General features: G+C 50.0%; 17 protein-coding genes. 9 read left to right on the top strand and 8 right to left on the bottom strand.

Annotation, left to right across the window (positions count from 1 at the left end; translation table 11 throughout):
* The 6 genes from Q7P68_RS12170 to yjfF all read left to right on the top strand — a co-directional run.
* Positions 1 to 330, top strand: a 330-nt coding sequence (locus tag Q7P68_RS12170) for a helix-turn-helix transcriptional regulator (protein WP_304226069.1), incomplete at its 5' end; no start/stop codon positions are given.
* Positions 327 to 2,225 carry a substrate-binding domain-containing protein gene (locus Q7P68_RS12165; protein WP_304226068.1) on the top strand — a complete coding sequence of 633 codons (1,899 nt, stop codon included), beginning with the start codon at positions 327 to 329 and terminating at the stop codon, positions 2,223 to 2,225. The genes Q7P68_RS12170 and Q7P68_RS12165, both read left to right, overlap by 4 nt.
* A gap of 111 nt (positions 2,226 to 2,336) precedes the next feature.
* Positions 2,337 to 3,293, top strand: a complete 957-nt coding sequence (locus Q7P68_RS12160) for an ABC transporter substrate-binding protein (protein ID WP_304226066.1) — start codon at positions 2,337 to 2,339, stop codon at positions 3,291 to 3,293.
* Between the two features lie 173 nt (positions 3,294 to 3,466).
* Positions 3,467 to 5,008 (top strand): sugar ABC transporter ATP-binding protein, encoded by a 1,542-nt coding sequence (locus Q7P68_RS12155; protein WP_304226064.1) that lies wholly within the window; start codon positions 3,467 to 3,469, stop codon positions 5,006 to 5,008.
* The gene (locus tag Q7P68_RS12150; RefSeq protein WP_304226062.1) at positions 4,983 to 6,035 is read left to right on the top strand and encodes an ABC transporter permease; all 1,053 of its coding nucleotides are present in this window, start codon (positions 4,983 to 4,985) and stop codon (positions 6,033 to 6,035) included. The genes Q7P68_RS12155 and Q7P68_RS12150 overlap by 26 nt, the downstream gene beginning before the upstream one ends.
* Positions 6,032 to 7,027, top strand: a complete 996-nt coding sequence (gene yjfF, locus Q7P68_RS12145) for a galactofuranose ABC transporter, permease protein YjfF (RefSeq protein WP_304226060.1) — start codon at positions 6,032 to 6,034, stop codon at positions 7,025 to 7,027. Before Q7P68_RS12150 ends, yjfF begins: the two co-directional genes overlap by 4 nt.
* Before the next feature lie 7 nt (positions 7,028 to 7,034).
* Here yjfF and Q7P68_RS12140 read toward each other — a convergent pair whose 3' ends face one another.
* On the bottom strand, positions 7,035 to 8,168 hold the full coding sequence (locus Q7P68_RS12140) for a glycosyltransferase family protein (protein ID WP_304226058.1): 1,134 nt from the start codon (positions 8,166 to 8,168) through the stop codon (positions 7,035 to 7,037).
* A 129-nt stretch (positions 8,169 to 8,297) separates the two neighbouring features.
* Here Q7P68_RS12140 and Q7P68_RS12135 point away from each other — a divergent pair, with 129 nt between their 5' ends.
* A complete protein-coding gene (locus Q7P68_RS12135) occupies positions 8,298 to 9,725 on the top strand; it encodes an RtcB family protein (RefSeq protein ID WP_304226056.1) in 1,428 nt (475 codons plus the stop codon).
* Between the two features lie 17 nt (positions 9,726 to 9,742).
* Here Q7P68_RS12135 and Q7P68_RS12130 read toward each other — a convergent pair whose 3' ends face one another.
* A complete protein-coding gene (locus Q7P68_RS12130; protein ID WP_304226054.1) occupies positions 9,743 to 11,191 on the bottom strand; it encodes an NUDIX domain-containing protein in 1,449 nt (482 codons plus the stop codon).
* Between the two features lie 64 nt (positions 11,192 to 11,255).
* Between Q7P68_RS12130 and Q7P68_RS12125 the strand changes: the two genes are divergently transcribed.
* On the top strand, positions 11,256 to 11,906 hold the full coding sequence (locus Q7P68_RS12125; RefSeq protein WP_304226052.1) for an SGNH/GDSL hydrolase family protein: 651 nt from the start codon (positions 11,256 to 11,258) through the stop codon (positions 11,904 to 11,906).
* A gap of 25 nt (positions 11,907 to 11,931) precedes the next feature.
* On the opposite strand, the gene Q7P68_RS12120 is transcribed toward Q7P68_RS12125, so the two are convergent.
* Together Q7P68_RS12120 and uidA are read right to left on the bottom strand one after the other, a co-directional pair.
* Positions 11,932 to 13,386, bottom strand: a complete 1,455-nt coding sequence (locus Q7P68_RS12120) for an MFS transporter (RefSeq protein WP_304226050.1) — start codon at positions 13,384 to 13,386, stop codon at positions 11,932 to 11,934.
* A 26-nt stretch (positions 13,387 to 13,412) separates the two neighbouring features.
* The gene (gene uidA, locus Q7P68_RS12115) at positions 13,413 to 15,257 is read right to left on the bottom strand and encodes a beta-glucuronidase (RefSeq protein ID WP_304226048.1); all 1,845 of its coding nucleotides are present in this window, start codon (positions 15,255 to 15,257) and stop codon (positions 13,413 to 13,415) included.
* Positions 15,258 to 15,374: 117 nt separating this feature from the next.
* Between uidA and Q7P68_RS12110 the strand changes: the two genes are divergently transcribed.
* Entirely contained in the window at positions 15,375 to 16,082 is a 708-nt protein-coding gene (locus tag Q7P68_RS12110) for a helix-turn-helix domain-containing protein (protein WP_304226046.1), read from the top strand.
* 70 nt (positions 16,083 to 16,152) lie between these two features.
* Here the strand turns inward: Q7P68_RS12110 and Q7P68_RS12105 are convergent, their stop codons facing one another.
* The 4 genes from Q7P68_RS12105 to fucU form a co-directional block, all read right to left on the bottom strand.
* Positions 16,153 to 17,973 (bottom strand): L-fucose isomerase, encoded by a 1,821-nt coding sequence (locus Q7P68_RS12105; RefSeq protein WP_304226044.1) that lies wholly within the window; start codon positions 17,971 to 17,973, stop codon positions 16,153 to 16,155.
* 14 nt (positions 17,974 to 17,987) lie between these two features.
* Positions 17,988 to 19,046, bottom strand: coding sequence for a LacI family DNA-binding transcriptional regulator (locus Q7P68_RS12100; RefSeq protein WP_304226042.1), 1,059 nt, complete (start codon positions 19,044 to 19,046; stop codon positions 17,988 to 17,990).
* Positions 19,043 to 20,059, bottom strand: a complete 1,017-nt coding sequence (locus Q7P68_RS12095; protein WP_304226040.1) for an AEC family transporter — start codon at positions 20,057 to 20,059, stop codon at positions 19,043 to 19,045. Before Q7P68_RS12095 ends, Q7P68_RS12100 begins: the two co-directional genes overlap by 4 nt.
* Before the next feature lie 21 nt (positions 20,060 to 20,080).
* The coding region (gene fucU, locus Q7P68_RS12090; protein ID WP_304226038.1) for an L-fucose mutarotase at positions 20,081 to 20,564 on the bottom strand (484 nt) is incomplete at its 5' end.

Below are 20,564 nucleotides of genomic sequence, written 5' to 3'. Positions count from 1 at the left end.
TACCAGACCTTTGTATTGCTTGCCCAAGGGTATATCGAAAAAAACTACCAGTATCCGGATCTTTCGCTTGAGGAAACCGCCACGGAACTGGAGATAAGCCCTGGATATCTATCCAGGCTTATGAAACAGGCTACGGGCTACTCCTTTGTAGAATATGTGGGCAGGATCCGTATTCAGCACGCCCTGCAGCTTTTAGCCGATCCGGCGGTGAAAGTGTATGAGATTGCGGAGAAAGTAGGATACCGCAGCCAGCACTACTTTAGCAGGGCTTTTAAGCAAATACTGGGAATCTCTCCCGTAGAATACCGCAAGGGAGGAAACCCACAATGAAAGGGTACCCACAGCCCTCTTTTATTCTGATTGCCCTGGGGATTATGGTTGTTTCTGTCTTTCTGCTTTGGTTTGTAAACATATTGCCCTTAACCTCATACCAGAAGGTAGACCAGGAAGTGGGAAAACTCATCGGCCTTTCCCAGGCAAACCTTTCGGAACCCTGGCGCATCAGCATGACCGAAGAAATTACTCAACAGGCGAAACAATACCCTGACATGCGGGTAGTCATTACCGATGCGGTCGATTCAAGTGAGCGCCAGGTTGATGATGTAAGGCGGCTCCTTGCCTATGGCATAGACCTGCTTATTATTTCGCCTACAGATTCGCAGGTGCTCACCCCTGTCGTAACCGAAGCATATAAAACCATTCCGGTCATTGTGTTGGACCGGGCGGTGGAAGGCTACGACTATACGCTGTATATCGGCCCAGACAACCAGTTGATCGGCCGGGAAACGGGACGCTCGGTATCGGAACTTCTGGGAAAAAGCGGCGGAACCGTGTGGGAGATACAAGGAAGGGCAGGTTCGCCCCCCACCATAGATCGCAGTACAGGGCTGCGACAGGAAATTGAGCGGCATCCAGGCATTAGGCTCACCAAAACGGTCACTGCCGACTGGCTCCGGGACCAGGCCGAAGACGCTCTGTCGGCTTTGCTCGCTAAAAGTCCCATCCCCGACGTTATAGTATCCCAGAACGATGCAATGGCCTATGGGGCAATCCTTGCAACTAAAAAGGCGGGGATTAGCAATATCAAATTTATCGGTGTCGACGGCCTGGAGGGGGCGAATGGCGGCCTTGAACTAGTACGAAAGGGGCTGCTTACGGCGACCTTTATCTGCCCCACGGGGGGGAAAGAAGCGGTAAACTATGCATGGGATATTTTAGAAAAAAAACCGGGAATCCCAAAGAAAATATACCTGCGGACAAGAAAAATTACCGCCGAAACGGTCAATACAAATGTAGATCCCTATGCATCTTTCCGGCACCCCCGGTCAAACAAGGAACCTATTAGGCTCGGCTTTGCCCAGGTAGGGAGCGAAAGCCGATGGAGATTGACGAATACAAAATCTATAAAGGATGCGGCTCGAGATGCGGGAATCGAGCTCATTTTTATCGACGGACAGCAAAAACAGGAAAAACAGATAGAAGCAATCCGCAGTTTTATACGGCAAAAAGTGGATATTATTGCCTTTTCTCCGATCGTAGAGTCCGGCTGGGAACCGGTCCTGCAGGAAGCAAAGGAAGCGGGCATCCCGGTCATACTTTCGGACCGGGAAGTGGACATAAAGGATGACAGTCTTTGGGCCACCTTTATCGGCTCTGATTTTTTGGAAGAGGGCCGCAGGGCTGCCCGCTGGCTCCTTTCGTATATGCAGCAGCATCCCACCCCGGACGGAATCATCAATATTGTGGAACTTCAGGGTACCGTTGGATCTGCCCCTGCATTGGATCGTAAACGGGGATTTGAAACAACCCTGGCGGCCCATAAGGAATACCGTATTATCCGATCAGAAATCGCCAATTTCTATTTTGATCAGGGCAGGGATGTAATGAAACGAATTCTTGAAACAGAACAAAACCGGATAGATGTGCTTTTTGCCCATAACGACGACATGGCCCTGGGAGCCATCCAGTCCATAGAGGCAGCGGGCCTTAATCCGGGAAAGGATATTGTCATTGTCTCGGTAGATGCGGTCAAGGAAGCCTTCCAGGCCATGATAGCAGGTAAGCTCAACTGCACCGTGGAATGCACTCCCCTTTTAGGGCCTCAGCTTATGAAGGTTATCCAGGATTATTTTGATGGAAAGGAACTTCCGACACGGATCATCACGAGCGAAGAAGTCTTTCCCGCCGAAGTGGCCCGAGCAGTGCTGCCCAAGCGGCGCTATTAGGGTTGGTAACTTAGTGCAGTATCGTACACATTTTTGCCGAATCGTCTAAATACAAATGCCGTATCCGGTGGGACAATAACACTATCAACAAGTCCCACAAAGGAGGCATGTATGAAGAAATCCCTACAAGTTTTCGCGGGAGTGTGCGCACTCATCACCCTGGTAGCTCTGAACGGCTTTGCTCAAAGCAAAAAAATCGTCCTTGGTTTTTCACAGATCGGCGCAGAAAGCGAATGGCGGACCGCTAACACCGACTCAATCAAGGCTGCTGCCGCTGCAGCGGGCATTGAATTGAAATTCGCCGACGCCCAGCAAAAACAGGAAAACCAGATTAAGGCCATCCGTTCCTTTATCGCCCAAAAAGTGGATGTTATCGCCTTTTCCCCAGTGGTCGAAACCGGCTGGGAAACGGTGCTGCAGGAAGCCAAACGGGCTAAAATCCCCGTCATTCTGACCGACCGGGCTGTGGCGGTAAAAGATGACAGTCTCTATGTAACATTCATGGGTTCTGACTTTGTGGAGGAAGGAAAGCGGGCTGCCGTATGGCTCATGGGTTACCTCCACACCGACAAACCGGTCAACATCGTGGAACTGCAGGGCACCGTTGGTTCCGCCCCGGCCATTGACCGCAAACGGGGCTTTGAAGAAATGCTGAAACCCTTCCCCAATTATAAAATCATCCGTTCCCAGACCGGCGACTTTACCCGTGCAAAGGGAAAGGAAGTCATGGAAGCATTCCTGAAGGCTGAAGGTAAAAATATCAACGTCCTCTATGCCCACAACGACGATATGGCTATTGGCGCTATCCAGGCTATTGAAGAATTCGGACTCAAACCAGGGAAGGACATCATTATCGTATCTGTTGATGCAGTAAAAGGTGCTTTCGAAGCCATGATCGCCGGCAAACTTAACTGCACCGTAGAATGCTCGCCCCTGCTCGGTGAACAGCTCATGGCAGCTGTAAAAGACCTGGTAGCGGGCAAGAGCCTGCCCAAACGGATTGTTACCAACGAAGGTGTATACCCCGCAGAATTTGCGGCCCAGGTATTCCCGTCCCGGAAGTACTAACAGGCATGGTTGAGCCATGCGGCGAGTAGTGCCGCATAGCGAGTGCCACTTCGGCGAGTAATACCACATAGCGGGTACCGCTGAGGCGGTAGCAGTTCTGTTCTGAACATCCATAGGCTTTACGGGCGTTCTGGCACTTGCCGGAACGCCTTTTTTACAAAGGAGATAACCGCATGGAGAATACGGATATTCTTTCCATGGTGAACATTTCAAAGTACTTTCCCGGTGTACGGGCCCTTTCGCAGGTTAATTTTTCTCTTAAGCAGGGAGAAATCCATGCACTCATGGGACAGAACGGAGCTGGGAAATCCACATTGATAAAAATAATGACCGGTGTATATCAACCGGACTCAGGAGAGATATATCTTCGGGGTGAGCGCATAAAAGTTGAATCCCCCGAACATGCCCAAGACATTGGAATCGCAACCGTATACCAGGAGGTTAACCTCTGTCCTAATTTAACCGTAGCAGAAAACCTGCTTTTAGGCCGAGAACCGAGGAATACCTTTGGCATACAGTGGAAACGCTTATTTACGGAAGCTAAAAAAATAATCAAAGAAAAACTCGATTTGGATCTGGACCCTGCAAAACCCCTGGGATCCTATTCCCTGGCGGTACAGCAAATGGTCGCTATCGCACGATCCCTATGTGTGAAATCGGATATTTTAATTTTAGATGAACCGACTTCCAGCTTGGATGAGGCTGAAGTGGAACGTCTCTTTCTTATTTTACGAAAGCTAAAAAATGCAGGCATGGCGATTCTGTTCATCACCCACTTTATTGACCAGGTCTATGCCGTGTCTGACCGCATTACGGTGCTCCGTAACGGTGAATATATCGGAACCAGAGGAGCAGCGGAATTATCCAAACTTGAACTTATCAGCATGATGGTCGGTAAGGATCCAGCAGAACTTGCAGCCGCATCGACCAGGCAGGAATTAAAATTGAATAAGGGCAGCGAAGAGCTCCTGCGCACAGAAGGTTTAGGACGGCCAGGGTTTCTTAAGCCCATAACCATAAGTCTTAAAAAGGGAGAAATCCTTGGGCTTGCGGGGCTTCTCGGTTCAGGCCGCAGCGAGACCGCAAAACTCCTTTTCGGAGCCGAACGGGCCCTGGAAGGAAAAGTGTACCGGGACGGAAAAGAAATTCCCCTTTTGGATCCCCAGGATGCCATCATGAACGGCATGGGATTCTGCCCGGAAGACAGAAAAACAGAAGGACTCATTGGAGACCTTTCCATCAGGGAAAACATAATTCTTGCATTGCAGGCAAAACAGGGAATCCTGAAGTACCTGCCCCGGAAAACCCAGGACGAACTGGCAAAACAGTTCATTAACGACCTGGGCATTAAGACCCCAGATGCAGAGCGGCCGGTTAAAACCCTTTCCGGGGGAAACCAGCAGAAGGTACTCCTGGCCCGCTGGCTTGCGACACGGCCCGCCATTCTTATTTTAGATGAACCGACCCGGGGTATTGATGTGGCCGCAAAAAGCGAAATCCTGCAGCGGATTATACAAATGCGGAATGAGGGGCTTTCGATACTGTTTATATCATCGGAACTGGAAGAAGTGGTCGCCGTCAGCGACCGGGTTGCCATATTCCGAGACAAAAAAAAGATTGCCGAAGTTGAGGGCAAGGATATTAACGAACACACCATTATGCGCATGATCGCCCAGGAGGATACGGAATATGAAAAACAAGCTGCAGCGAATTAACGAATCGTCTTTGTTTTGGCCCTTCATGGTCCTCGTCCTGCTGTTATTAGTTAATGCGTTCCTCACCAAGGGCTTTTTTGTCATAGAATGGAAACATGAACGGTTTTCCGGCATTCTTATTGATATTTTAAACCGGTCGACCTACATCGGTATTATCGCGATCGGCCTTACCCTTGTCATTTCAACCGGAGGCATCGACATTTCCGTTGGTTCTGTAGTCGCCATTTCAGGGGCCATCGCGGCGTACCTCATTGGCGGTGAACTGGTCCTGGAAGGAAACCAGCAGATCCTCGTTACCCGGACGCCTATGGCCGTCGCTATAGCTGCAGCGCTTTTATCGGCCCTGATTCTAGGAATGTGGAACGGCTTTTTAGTTTCCCGGCTGCGCATACAGCCTATCGTGGCAACCCTGATTCTTATGGTTGCAGGCCGCGGTATCGCCCAGCTGGTGACCAACGGACAAATCATCACCATTTATTACAAGCCCTACTATTTCATCGGCAATGGGACCCTGCTTGGCATTCCCTTTTCGGTCTATGTCCTCTTAGCGGTCCTTATACTCGTTATTCTTGCAACGAGGAAGACAGCCCTGGGGCTCTTTTTTGAATCTATTGGGGTTAACCGGACCGCAAGCCGCTATTCGGGCATACAGGAACAGCGGATCGTATTTTGGTCCTATGCTTTCTGTGCCTTCTGCGCAGGGGTTTCGGGACTCCTGGTTAGTTCCAACGTGAAGAGCGCCGACGGCAATAACGCGGGGGACCTCTTTGAACTGGATGCCATCCTGGCAGTCGTCATCGGCGGCACATCCCTGAATGGCGGCAAGTTCAACCTGGCCGGTTCTATTTTGGGAGCGGTGATTATCCAGACCCTGACTACCACCATTTATTCAATTGGAGTACCGCCTCAGGTTAACCTGGTTATTAAATCGGTGGTGGTATTTCTGGTAAGCATGCTCCAGTCGGAAAATTTCCGTGCCCTGTTCCGTTTTGGCCGTAAAGGCTTTCAGATGCGAGGTGCCCTATGAAAAAGCTAGACAGAAAACACCTGCCATTTATTGTCACCGTAAGTCTTTTTCTCCTAATGTACACCGCAGGCTCCATAGCGTACCCCAATTTCCTGTCCCTCCAGGTGTTCATCAACCTTTTTATTGATAATGCCTTTTTGGGAATCGCCGCTGTTGGGATGACCTTTGTTATTCTTTCTGGCGGTATAGACCTTTCCATGGGTTCCGTAGTTGCACTGGTAACTATGATTTCCGCAGACCTCCTGCGCAAGGAGGTACCACCCGCCTTCGTTATTGGGATAGCGCTCCTCGCGGCTTCCGGTATCGGAGCTTTTCAGGGGGTGATGATACAATTTTTTAAGGTCCAGCCCTTTATCGCAACCCTGGCGGGCATGTTCTTTGCCCGCGGAGCCTGTTACCTTATCAGTATTGATACGATTAATATTGATAATGAATGGTACCGGGATGTCAGTATGGCGGCTTTAGAATTGCCTACCGGAGATTTTATTTCTATCAATGTGCTTATATTTCTTGTGTTCGCCCTTTTTGGCTGGTGGCTCCTGCGCTTTACCCGATTCGGCCGGACGGTCTACGCTATCGGGGGCTCCGAACAATCGGCCCTGCTTATGGGGCTTCCGGTTCAGCGCACCAAGGTCCTTATCTATACCCTGAGCGGTTTCTGTTCAGGACTTGCGGGGGTGGTGTTTACCTTTTATATGCTTTCTGGCTATGCCCTGCATTGCAAAGACCTGCACATGGACGCTATCGCGGCGGTAGTTATGGGGGGCACCCTTCTGACAGGCGGCGTCGGATCAATTGGCGGTTCCATTATGGGGGTACTCATTCTAGGAACCATTCAGACTATCATCAATTTTCAGGGGACCCTGAGCTCCTGGTGGACCCGCATCGTGGTAGGGATTCTTATATTTGCATTCATATTGATGCAGAGCCTCCTGAACCGGCCGATGAAGGCTGGAGGTAAAAAGGAAAACAAGCTACGGAAGACAGCGTAGTAATACCCTACACCGCCAGGCGCGCGGCCCCGCCTTTGCCGCCGGCATCGTAACCGTTGGCGGCTTTGGCATCGGCGGCGTAATCAACTACGGCGATAGCGCTGGCAGCGCTAGCAGCGCCGGACCCAAAGTCTGCAAGAATCGCATTGATCCGCCGGATGAGTTCAAGCCGGCTGTCTTTGAACCGGAAACCTACGGGGATGACGGCGGGCTTCCGGAAACTGTCTAGCTGCCCGAGAAAGCGGGCCAGGCCGTTTGGCAGGTCTTCCAGCTTCCGGACCATAAGGCCCCGCCCCGAGGCCTGGAGCATACGGGCGTTCAGTTCCTGTTCGGCCTGGCCTCGCTGGGGTATGGAGAGGACCGGCTTACCGAGGGCCAGGGCCTCAGAGAGGGTCTGGTGCCCGCCGTTAGTAATAACCGCGGTACAATTCCGCAGCCCCTCGTCAAAATCGGCGCCGGGGGCCGGATAGAGCCGATACACCAGGCCCGGCACTGCGTTGAGCAGGGGGAGGATCTCCTTTCTGCTTTCCACCTTAAGGTTAACCGCCACAAAACCCTCGTCCCGGACCGGTTTGGAAAGCAGCTCTGTCCTGAGCACCGGACCCACATCGCCGCCGAAAAAGGATACATAAAGCCGCTTATCCCAGGGCCCCTCCATGAGAGTTGCCACAAGGGCCGCCACCCAGGTTCGGGGATCCATATCGACATAGCGGCGGATAATCCCTGGATGGTTCATCTGAATCACCGGAATACCCGCAAGGCGGGCCGCCCAGGGAAGATAGGGTTCAAAGTCGGAGAGTACGGCCTGAATGCGATCTTTTTTGAGCTGCCGGGCAAGACGCTGTATGGCTGGGTAAAAATGGACCACCTGCCTCAGGCTGTGAAAAACGGTGCGAATATATTCCACCCGATTTTTATTTTTAATAAAGGTAAAACAGGGGATGCTGCGAATCACCACAGGAGGTTGCGGGGAAGCAGGCCGGGAGACTTGCCGTGCAGCCAACTTTTTGGCAACAAAGGCTTTTACCGGTTCTGGAACATACAGGATCACCTCATGACTAAAACTCATATCATCATACAGTGCAACCATACGGCCCGCATGGCCGAACCCTTCACCAGCACAGGAATAGGCTATACGCATCGGAGTACCTCCATGCTAAGGTTCTCCCTTTCATGTTAAAAAAGACCTAAAAAAGTATTAGAATTATGTCAATTTCAAAAGTCGGTCACTTTTGAAAGAGCTTCAATTTAGCTAAAAGCGAGGGAAACTATGAAATACCCCTTCGAAAAAAAGTCAGACTGGGTCTTTGAACTGCCCCGCCGGGGCCCCATGCAAGTGCCCCTCAGGCTCTATACAACCGAAGGTATGCTAAAACAGCTTGAAGAGGACCAGTCCATCGATCAGTTGATGAACGTCGCGAGCCTTCCCGGCCTGTACCGCTATGCCCTCGGCATGCCCGACATGCACCAGGGCTTTGGATTCCCCATCGGTGCGGTAGCCGCCTTTGACACCGATTCGGGCCTTATTTCACCCGGCGGGGTCGGTTTTGATATTAACTGCGGCGTGCGGCTGCTCCGCACCGGCATTCCCCGAAAGGCCCTGGAGGACCGGTTAGATGAATTAGGCAAGGTCCTGTTTTCACTCATTCCAAGCGGTGTGGGTTCCACAGGGCACCGGTCTTTTACTAAGGCGGAAATGAAAAAGATCCTCAACGAAGGGGCAGCTTGGACCATCCGGGAAGGCTATGGCACCGAAGCCGACCGGGCAGCGATGGAAAGCCATGGCCGGCTTGATAAGGCCGAAGCGGATCTTGTAAGCGAAAAGGCGGTAGAACGGGGCCGGGATGAGCTGGGGACCCTCGGAGCGGGGAACCATTTCCTTGAAATTGACTATATCGAAACTGTCTATGACCAGGACTGTGCCAAAGCCTTTGGACTTGCGGAAAACGAAATTGTTGTTTGGATTCACACCGGTTCCCGGGGACTAGGGCACCAGGTAGCTACGGACTATATCAACCTTTTTAAGAACAAAATGGATCAGTACCGGATTCCCCTGTACAACCACGAACTCGCGGCCCTGCCCTACTGGACAGACGAAAGCCGGCGATATTTTGCCGCCATGGCGGCCGCGGCGAACTACGCCTGGACGAACCGGCAAATCATTACCCACCAGGTGCGGACCGCCTTTGAAAAGGTTTGCCCAGACCTGCTGGCCGGGAGGTCCGTAAGCCTTGTGTATGATGTGACCCATAACATTGCCAAGGAAGAGATTCACGAAGGGAAACGGCTTTTAGTCCACCGCAAAGGCGGCACCCGGGCTTTTCCGCCGGGGCATCCAGAACTGGAAGGCATTTATGCCCGGTACGGACAGCCGGTGCTGCTTCCGGGGGACATGCGGCGTGGAAGCTATATTCTGGTGGGAACCGAGACAAGCATGGAAGAAACTTTTGGCAGTACGGCCCACGGGGCGGGCCGGCGCCTGAGCCGGAACGAAGCGGTCCGCCGCTACGAGTTCGAGGACGTCTGGCATGAAATGGAAAAGCACCGCATCAAGCTCTTTGCGGCGGACAAAAAGGTCGCAAGGGAAGAGGCTCCCGGGGCTTACAAGGACGTAGAAGAGGTCCTGGGGCCTATTGTGCATGCTGGCATTGCCCGCCCCGTGGCCCGCTCACGGCCGCTTGTGGTCATTAAGGGGTAGGATGGGGCCTATACCTCTCATAGGGGCTCCCCTGCAAGCAGCCGAGCGATCTTTACATCCGCGGGAGAAAGCTCATGCTGGAGAAGCTCCAGAGGAGAGACCCAGCGGACTTCGCTGTGTACGGCGAGCCTTAACTGACCGCCCAAAACCCGTGCCCGGTAGGCCATGAGCCTTATGGTTCCGCTTCTGTAGCTATAGAGGTTTTCTGCAAAAAAAGGGCCCACCTTAATTTTTACACCCAACTCTTCTGTAATCTCTCGTTCAAGACACTGTTCAGGCGTTTCGCCGGCTTCGAGCTTGCCGCCGGGGAATTCCCAGAGGCCCGCCTGCTTTTGCCCCGGCGCCCTCCGGGCAATGAGAACCTTGCCGTCCTGTTCAAGGATCGCCGCTGCAACGGGCCTTACAAGGGAAGCAAGAAAATGGGCGGGCGGTTCCCAGGCCCGTTCCCCGTAGCCCCCCGCCATGAGCCAGGCAGAAGTTATGTGCCGCTCCCGCAAAAAGTCGTACACGAGCCGGTCCCGTTCAACACAAGTTTTGAGGGATAGTTTAAGATCCGCCGTGGAAGGCAGCTCATCCTTTTCGTAAGGGTCGGCGCCGTCCACCACAATAGCCAGGTCAGGTTTCCTGCCCTGGGAAAGGGCTTCGAGCTCTGCAAGGCCTGAACGAAGCAGCGGAACATAGGACGCTTCCCCACTCCTCGGAATGGGTATTTCCACGTCGCTTGGCACAAGCGGGGCCCTGCCTGCCACAGCGTGAGTGAGGCTTTCTTCGTCCAGCGGCCAACCTGAGGCCATGTGTATCGAGAGGGTACGGATTGATGAATTTCCGGCGGCCAGTTCGGCGGTTCCGTCCCCCTTGTGGGCATCCAGGTCGATAATCCACACCGATGAAACCTTCCCCTCTGCCATGAGCCGCTTCACTGCGATCATAATGTCGTTCACAAGGCAAAAACCCGAGCCCGAATCACGGCGGGCATGGTGCATACCCCCGCCTAAAAAGTAGGCAAAGCCCGGACCGGCATTTGTGGGTCCCTGACAGGCACTGGATGATAGCTCAAGGGCAAGCCGACAGGCAAGATAGGTGCCCCAGACCTGGTTCAGAATGGTTTCAAATAGGGCACTTAAAGGCCGCACCGCTAGATCCGGACGGTAACGCCTCGGCTGGCCCCGTTCATCAATCAATTCATAGGTCTTAATGAGTTCCGCATCGAGTTTTTCACTAAACAGGGCTTCCACAAAGGACTTATCGTGGACCCGTTCCAGGTCTTCCCGATGTATCCCACGGTCCTCATCGGGGATTCCGAGAAGGTCCGCAGCGGCGCGCAGGTTAAAGACGCAGGAGCTTGGACCGGCCCAGACGCGGCTTATATGCTCAAGAACGGCCTGGGCTCGCTGGTCCCGGATTGGGATCTGGATACCATAGTCACTAAACCGCATGTCCAAGAGTGGATCAGAGAGGATAAACATGGCCCATTATAACAGAGCGACAAACCAATTGCCCAGCCAGAGATGATGCGGTACCATGGAAGGCATGAAAACAATACTCTGCTATGGGGACTCCAATACCTGGGGTGCTGACCCGGCCACAGGGAGCCGTTTTGACCACAGGACCCGCTGGCCCGGTGTACTCAGGGAGCTTTTAAATAGCGATGCTGAGCCTGACAATCCTGCATACTGGGTTGTGGAAGAGGGGCTCAACGGACGGACAACCTGCCGAGAGGACCCAATGGAGGGGGACAAGAACGGTCTGAGGCAGCTCCTGCCGATCCTGCAAAGTCACGCGCCGCTGGACTTGGTCATTATTATGCTGGGGACCAACGATTTAAAGATACGTTTTAATCCGACGGCCTACGATATTGCCCGGGGAGCCCAGCTTGTGGCAAAAGCAGCCCTGCGGCCCGAGGCCTTTAAGCCCGGTGCAGAGCCGCAGGTCATTATGGTGTGTCCGCCGCCGACTGCGAAACTCAGTTACTTTAAACCAATGTTCGGTGACTGCGGTGAGATTTCCAGGGAACTGTCTCCCCGCTACCGCCAGTTTGCCCGGGAGATCGGAGCCCACTTTTTGGATGCCGGTGAGCATATCCGCTCAAGTGACCTGGACGGTATACATCTGGAAGCCAGCGAACACCGCAAACTTGCGGAAGCGCTGGCCCAGAAGATACGGGAAATTCTGCCCCGCTAGAGGGAGCAGCAAACAAACACGTGAGTTACACCGCCGCTTTCCTTTCTATATTTTTATCATGAAGGGCTTGCTGGATTTCATGCATCCGTGTACCGGTCAGTTTATAAAACCGCATTGCAATAAGAGAGGCAACCCAGCCTAAGACGGGAAGACCCAAAAACAAAATCATTCCAACCCAAAAGAGAGCCGTTGTAGCAGGAGTGTCTACCTTCGGCAGTTCAGACTTAAAGCCGATAAGGGCCACGAGGAGGCTGATAATGGTGGTGGATAAGGACGATATAAGCTTATCAATGAACGAAAAGATAGTGCTAATCATACCAGGAATGTAGTTCCCAGATCGGTAGGTTTCATAATCTACTGTATCCGCAATCATGGGAATAACAATATTGCCACCTACCGCTGAAACACCACCAATAAGCGAGAAGATTGCAAGGAAAATGATCGCATTCACGCTTAATGGATTCAAGGTTATGGTTTTCATGTCTATTCCCTTTAGGAAAGCAAACATGACAAAGCTCAGAATTACACCGATCCAAGTGGAAAGGACGTAGGCTTTTTTTAAACCCAATTTCCGTGCATAGGCTATACCTAAAAAGGTGATCAGAATGGTGGGAATAACGGTTATCATTTGGAGTTTTCCAGACAGGGCATAATTGCCCATTAATATTCCGTACACAATAACCGTGGTCACCGCATTGGTTTTTGTAACCGCCGCTAATTTATCCGTAGATGCTGAAATTATTAACATCTGCAAGGGCCTATTGTTTTTAATAACAGGCCAGAAATCCCTGAAGCGAACTTTTTCTGATTTTGCTAGCCCCCAGTTTTCTTTTACATCCTTTTTCCAGATAGAAATAATAGAAAGAATCGTAAAAATTGCAGAAACCAGAATAACATAGAAAAGAAATTCGTTAAAAAATCCCTGAGTAAAGCCCTTATGTTTAGGAGCCAAGTAACCTGATACAACCATTTGGCCGCCGATGAATAAAGCAGTGTTATAGATACTGTCGAACAGGGTAAACAGGGGCCGCTGTTTTGGATTGTTGGTGAGCACCGTTTGGGCAGCCTTGGTACATGCGGTTTGGAAGGTGTACCCGATAATGTAGAGGGCGTACATCAATATGAAATAGAGGAGTCTCCATTCTTTTGGGACCAGATGGGTTGTTTGGAAAATGATGATTGCCATAATGGCCAAAATGATGTTTCCCAGGGCCATAAAGGGTCTAAATTTTCCAAGCCTTGTTTCTGTCCTATCTATAAGATACCCGATAAACGGATCGGTTACCCCGTCCCAAATCCGCATCATGGTAAGAATGGTACCAACGGTTACCACCATGAGGCCCGCAATACCTGTCGCGTAATATGATACGAACATAAAGGCGAACATATATAAGTTGGTAGCCGTATTGTTTAACACAAAGAATCCAATCTGCCATGGTTTTGCAGAATTATACACAATCTTTGATTCCGTCTCTTTCATTTCTCTTACCCCCTAAAGTATTACTCTCACTTGTTATAATTAAAATGCGGTATGCTTTCCCAACGCCGCTTAAATACAAAGGCCGCGGCTTTTGGCTGCCGTTCCCGGGTAAATATGCCCTTTTTATTACCCTGCACGCGCAGCACATTTTGGGAAGTGGCAAAATCGGCGAAATTCCAAGCCTGCTCTCCCACCACCGCAGGATAACGGTCAAAAACTTCGTGATATGTTTGATAGAGCTGCTGTTGATACTCTTCGGTAAACATGACCGAACCGGTATCATGAAAACCAGCGATCGTATCGGCGCCGTATTCGGTAAAGAGGATGGGTTTATCGGGATACATGCGGACCCATTCATCTAACTCTTTAGCAAGGAACACCTTTGCAGCCTCCAGGTCTCCCCCAGCCCAATACCAACCGTAATACCGATTCAGGCAGATGACATCTGAAAGGGGAGCCAGTTTATCAGCCGTGGGATCCTTATGCTGTATAAGAACCGAAGTTACCGGCCGTTTAGCGGGATCCAATTTTCTGGCCAATTCATAGAGGGGTTTAAAATATTCAGCCGCCCCGTCGCTCCAGCTTTCGCTCTCATTGGAAAGGGACCACATAACCACCGAAGGGTGGTTTTTATCCCGCATAATCATTTCTTCTATAACGTTTTGGTGGGCTTCTTTAGTTTTTAAGTTTTCCCATGTCTTGGGTTTTTCTGCTCCATTTCCCATCATGCTCGACACATCAAAATTAAAACCGAGCATTAAACCTACGGCGGGAACCTCATCAATGACCACAATACCTTCCTGATCGCAGAGCCGCATAAATTCTTCGGAATAGCAGTAATGGGATGTCCTTAAAGAATTGCCTCCCAGCCACCGGATAAGCCTGAGATCCTTTACATTTAATACCTGATCCAGTCCCCTCCCCCGTACCGCTGCGTCTTCGTGTTTCCCAAAACCCTTAAAATAAAAGGCCTTGCCATTTATTAAAAAAGCTCCGTTTTTTATTGTCACGGTTCGTACACCAAAGGGTTCTTCGTAAAGGTCTACTAGTTCATTTCCAGCCTTAAGCGCAACCCGCAGCCGGTATAAATAAGCGGCTCCGGGATTCCAGAGGCGGACATCGGGAATAAAAATCCGCCCATTGATGCCTACTTGTTCAGCTACTGGACGGGACTGTTCATCCACTACGGTTACAATTGTTTCAAGATGAGCTGGGGCTCCATCAGGATTATTAAGCTGGACTCGGTAATCGACAATGCCACGGGAACCTTCAAAGTCGGTTACAATCTCAATATCTTTAATATGTGTCTTGGAAATCCGGTAGATGAGTACTGGCCTGTGAAGACCCGCGTAGTTATAAAAATCAAAGTTTGGACTTACCTTATGAAAAGTACCGAGGCCTGGTATAGTCTGTTCCGTATAGGTACCAACCGGCAATGTGGAATAATCGAGTATATTGCTTACCGCTACGGTGAGACGGTTTTGACCTTCTACCAGGAATTGATCTACCGGAGACTCAAAGGGAGTAAAACCTCCGACATGTTCCATCACCAGTTTCCCATTCAAATAAACCCGGGCCCGGTGGGTAGCGCTTCCAAACCTTAGTATGGTTAGCTGATGCTCTTGTGCGGGACTGATATAAAATTCCCGTTCATACCAGACCCAGCCGACAAATTCCCGGTCCCGTTGATCTTCGAATAGATCATTCCAAGAACTTGGTACCGGCATGAATTGGGTTTCTTCCAAAGGATGTTCATAAAAACGTGCGTTAAAACCCGCCCCATTCGGACCCGGCAAGGGATCAAATTTAAAACGCCAGATGCCGTTCAAATCTAAGACGGTTCTGGTACTTGTTACCAGTGGATACAGCACATATACCTCCTCATAGGTGTATGCTTTATTGTCCCACTGATTTTGAATAATATTAGCATAATATTGATATTTTCTATATTATATTTATCTTATTATACACATGAGGCAGAGTTGAACATGGAACAGAATAAAAATCTGGCAACTGAAGCGGAACGCATACAAAATCGTTATAACCTTGAAAATGAGATGATACGGCTTGCAGCCTCAGGAGATGCCCAAACGCTGCATCAGGTTCTACAAGAAAATCGGAATACATTCCGTTTCCCAGAACGGGGTAAAGATGAACTGCGGGTTGATAAGAACTTGGCTATTGTTTTTAATACCCTCCTGCGAAAGGCCATCGAATTCGGCGGGGTTCATCCGCTTCATATTCACCGTATTTCGTCCCGGTTTGCAGTCATTATAGAAAAGGCACAAAGCATTGAAGAACTAGATAAGATTCAAGATCGTATGATCGATGAATACTGCGAGCTTTCTCGAATTGGTTCTGGCCAGGGTTATAGCCCCGCGGTAGCCCATTCGGTTGAGTTCATTAAAAAAACGTATCGGGAAAAATTAAACCTTACAACCCTTGCACAGGTGGTTGGAGTTTCAAAATCCTATCTCTGCCGTTTATTTAAAAAAGAGACAGGAAAGACGATTATAGAATTTCTTAACCGGTATCGCGTCGAAGAAGCAAAGCGTTATCTTGCATCCGGAGAAACTGACATTGCGGATATCGCTTTAAAAACAGGCTTTGAAGATGCTAACTATTTTTCCAGGGTATTCAAGAATTTAACCGGAATAGCCCCCTCCCGTTATCGCTTACATCATTTAGAATCGTAATACAAAAAAGGGGTGCCATGCACAGAAATGCCCTATGTATGGCACCGCTCTATTGTGAAATTTCTTCTTTTTATATCTTGCCGTACAGCGGTCCAAGAGCTTGGCAAGCCCGGTAATCTGCGCCCTCGCTATCCATGCCAAAGGCGCTCCAGTAACTCGGCCGATACACCTTTGCGGGATCCACGTTATGCATACAGACAGGGATCCGCAATATTGCAGCAAGAGAAATAAGGTCTGCACCGATATGGCCATAGCTCACAGCCCCATGGTTTGCTCCCCAGGCGGCCATAACAGAATGCACATCTTTAAATGGCCCGGTGCCAGTAAGCCGCGGCACAAACCAGGTGGTCGGCCAGGTTTCGTTGGTTCGCTTATCTAGTTTATCGTGTACTTGATCGGGCAGTGTGGCGGTAACTCCCTCGGCTATTTGCAATACTGGACCAAGTCCTTTTATCAGGTTAATGCGGCTCATAGTTACCGGCATTCCACCTTCGGTAAGGAAGTCGGAAGAATAGCCGCCGCCACGGAAATATCCCAGATCCGCATAACGCCATAGAGTTGCATCCAGACAGGCCCCGGCTTCTTCGGCAGTAATTTCCCAGAAGGGCTTCATGGCAGGTTTCCCATCTTTACGTTGTTTACCCGTGCCATCCATAGTGGTGGCCCCCGAGTTAATCAGGTGGATGAACCCATGGGCCGCTATGCCTTCGGGCTTCCATCCCGTTACCCGTTGAACCGCTGCGGGACTCCAGTAGGTTCGCACATCGGAGAATATCTGGGCTGTTCCGGTTAAAAGATGTCCAAACAGCATGGCTACACCATTCAATGAATCATTCTCTGTAGCTACTAGGTAAGGCGAACGGATTCCGTTCCAATCAAAAGATGAATTGAGGATCGTTTCAAGAAAATCTCCGTTGGGGAAATGGTCGGTCCAATGACGCTGCCCCTGAAAGCCCGCAAGAATAGCATTATGTCCCAGGGCTTCTTCGTACAGGCCCTTACGCTTAAGGTCTGGATTACCTACCATAAGGTCCCGAACTATCATGGCCATTTTAACGCTAGTTGCCCAGACTTCATCTTTCCGTTTACGGCTGTGTTGTTTTTCCGGTGGATTGATGTCAGGACCTTCTTTACAATTTGCTCGAACCCACTCGAGGGCCCGTTTATATTCCGCCTCACCATAAATTTTTTCTTTAAAGCGGCGGACGAGCTCACTCATATCGACATATTCGGTTCGCATTCCCAAATAGTCTTGGAAAAAATCGGGATTGACGATAGAACCGGCGATACCCATAGACACAGAACCGATGGAAAGATAACTTTTCCCCCGCATCCACGCAGCGGCAAGGCCTGCCCGAGCAAAGCGAAGTATTTTTTCTGCCACATCGGGTGGAATTTTGTCCGTATCTTGCAGGTCCTGTACATCATGGCCGTAAATTCCAAAAGCAGGAAGACCTTTTTGATTATGTGCTGCAAGTACTGCCGCTAAATACACTGCTCCCGGCCGGTCGGTACCATTAAAGCCCCATACTGCTTTAATCGTGAGGGGATCCATATCCATCGTTTCAGAGCCATAACACCAGCAGGGGGTCACGGTCAGTGTGACCGCCACATTTTCCCGGCGAAATTTATCCGCACAGGCAGCTGCTTCAGCAACCCCTCCAATGGTGTTATCAGCGATAACACACTGGATAGGCATACCATTAGGATGCTTAAGATTCTCCTGAATCAGCTTTGCCGCCGCCTTTGCCATTCCCATAGTTACGGACTCTAAGGATTCCCGGACTCCACCAAGCCGACCATCAATCGTCGGCCTGATTCCGATTTTAGGGAGCTCTCCCCGGTACCGATTTTCCGGGGGATTCATTTTGAGACTAGCGAGATCTGCCATACAAATACCTCCATCTATAAACCAGCCGGTAAGATTTTTACCGGTAGTCGTACTATTTCTGGCTCTAATTCCTGCACATTCAAACCCCGGGATTTCTCTGGAGTGATTTGGGATTGGGTAGTTTTAATTTTTGTAAGAATCCGATCGGCCGCTGTAGCACCAAGACCAGTTGCATCCTGAGCAGCAATGTACACACAACGGGGCAAAAAAGCTGAATAATCTGTTCTATCAAAGGCAGCTATTGCGAAAGGTGGCACAGACTCGCCCTTGCGGTATTCTTCCAAAAGCCGCTTTTGCATCCCAAGATGCACCAGCAGGTTTACCGCTACAAGTGCATCGGGAGGCTCTGAACTGTTTAGAATTTCTTCCATTCTCATATAACCATCAGCCACACCCATGCCTCCGAGGCGAACGAGACTGCCATCCGCAGGTAATCCCGCTGCAGCCATAGCCCGGCCGTAACCGGCAAGCCGTTCCCGAGCAGTAGAAATGCTGATATCACCTCCGACAAAGGCAATCCGCCGGTAACCATCCTGGAGCAAAGCTCTTGTTAAAGCCGCTGCGGCATCCTCGTTCGCTGAAAGAACCGCATCGAGAGCACAGCCTTCTACAAGGCGATCTACCAAAAGGAGCGGCATACCTTGCCGATTCATTCGTTCCAGGTGTTCCCCCCGAGCTCCAGCGGGAATAACAACAATGCCATCCACTAAACGCTCAGCAAAAAGGGTAAGCCGTTTTTGTTCTTCAGCAACTGAATTAGAGGATGATGCGACGAGCAAAGTGTAACCAGCTTTTTCCAAAACCTGGTCCATGGATTCAATAAGTTCCATGAAAAAATCATTGGCCAGTTCAGGAGCGATGAGAGCCACCGTTTTTGTAGCTCTGGTTTTAAGACTCCGAGCCACATGGTTAATGCTAAAATTAAGCTGTTCTGCTGCAGCGAGAACTCGCTCCCTGGTCTCTTGGGCTACTAGATGTGTATATGCCGGATCGAAGACCCGGGATACCGTCGCGGTAGAAACACCTGCAAGAGTGGCCACATCGCGAACAGTTGCCCGCTGCGTTCGGCTCACAGAAGCCCTCCTTTGCCACTTCCCCAGATCAGGGCGATAATAAACGCAAGTACTATCGATACAAGGGTATATAGTGAAAGCACAGTACTGATATAACTAGTATCTTCATCACTTTTTTTAAAAACCGGAATGATAAATGGCGGCGGAAGAATAAATAAGGTCATAAGCGCAAGAGCCTGTAGAGAGCCATACCCCAGTACAGGCAACACAAACATAATGATAGAGAGACCAACCAGAATTACCGCAGAAAGCCGGCTTATAATTAAAACGAAACTCTTTCCCAGACTATCTAAAGAAAGATCCCGTAGTCCAAACCCAACGACTATAGAAACGAGGGGAGTAGTCATCGATCCCAGGGTGCTCAAAAGTGGATATAAAAAACCATCCTCCGCCCAGGGCAGTCCTTTCGCAGAAGGCACAAAGGTCGATGACAATAATCCGACAAGAATTGCTATTATAACCGGCGATGAAAGCATAAATACTACTATTTTGATAAGGGCTGCGTCGACTTTTTTTTTATCCCTCTGTCTGCTTTGTTCAGCAGCAGAATGTGGCTGAGAAGATATAGGTATATCTTCCCGCTTGAGTTGGAACATGAGGACCGTAAATACATACAACACTTGGCCTAGATCAGCAGAAGCAAAAGCAGGGAGGGCCTTGGTTCCATAAAGGGTAGTAAAAAGAGCATAACCAAGCATACCAGCTTCAAAGCCTTGAAACAAAAACATGGTTGAAGTACGCGGTAATGCAAGGAACCGCACAGGTAAATGAGCTAAAATCCCAAACAAAGCACAAGAAGCAAACACAGCCAAGGCTAAGAACCATAGCCGGCCTTCTACTGAGATGTGAGAGAAGGCAAGAAAAAGCAGGGCCGGTAAGCTGATGGAAGTAACTATCCGCTTAAAGCCTTCGATCATGGCTTCGGTAAATAAGCCCCGTTTCCCAAACAGGGCTCCTAAAAGCACTAAAACGAGAATCGGTAAAAACTGTGAAAGCAAAACAATGCTATTCATGTAATCGTTTACACTCTCATCTTAAACGGGAATAACACCTTTTTTTAAAATAATGTTCCCATATTTTACCGTCTCTCCGGTCATAACCACCGCAAAAGCCTTTTTTGTCCGCTCATAAAAGGCAAAGCGTTCCATCCGTTCTGTGGGAGGAGTCCCGGGCCATCGGCGGTCAATAACCTCACGATAAGCCCGTTCTACGGAAAGATCCAGCTCATCCCCCGGAACGGGCTGCATCATAATAACCGGATGCTCCACATAGGAATCCAGATTTATAAGAGCCAAAATTCCATCTAAAAGGGCAGGAATTCTGAGGCCATCGGCTCTTATGACACGGGAATTTAGTGAATCTCCCGTAAAAAAGGCATCCGCTAAGACAATTTCATCCCCATGGCCCATCCGGAACAGGGTATCCAATAACTCCGGTCCGATAACCGGTGAAATACCAATTAACATGGCCACCTCCACTAAAGTATTGAACCAATTCAAAAACTTAGATGTGCAATGT

It is taken from the genome of Gracilinema caldarium (assembly GCF_029265695.1).
GTDB lineage: Bacteria > Spirochaetota > Spirochaetia > Treponematales > Breznakiellaceae > Gracilinema > Gracilinema caldarium_A.
Note: the sequence above shows the minus strand (reverse complement) of the source record. Positions and strands in the feature narration are given on the sequence as shown.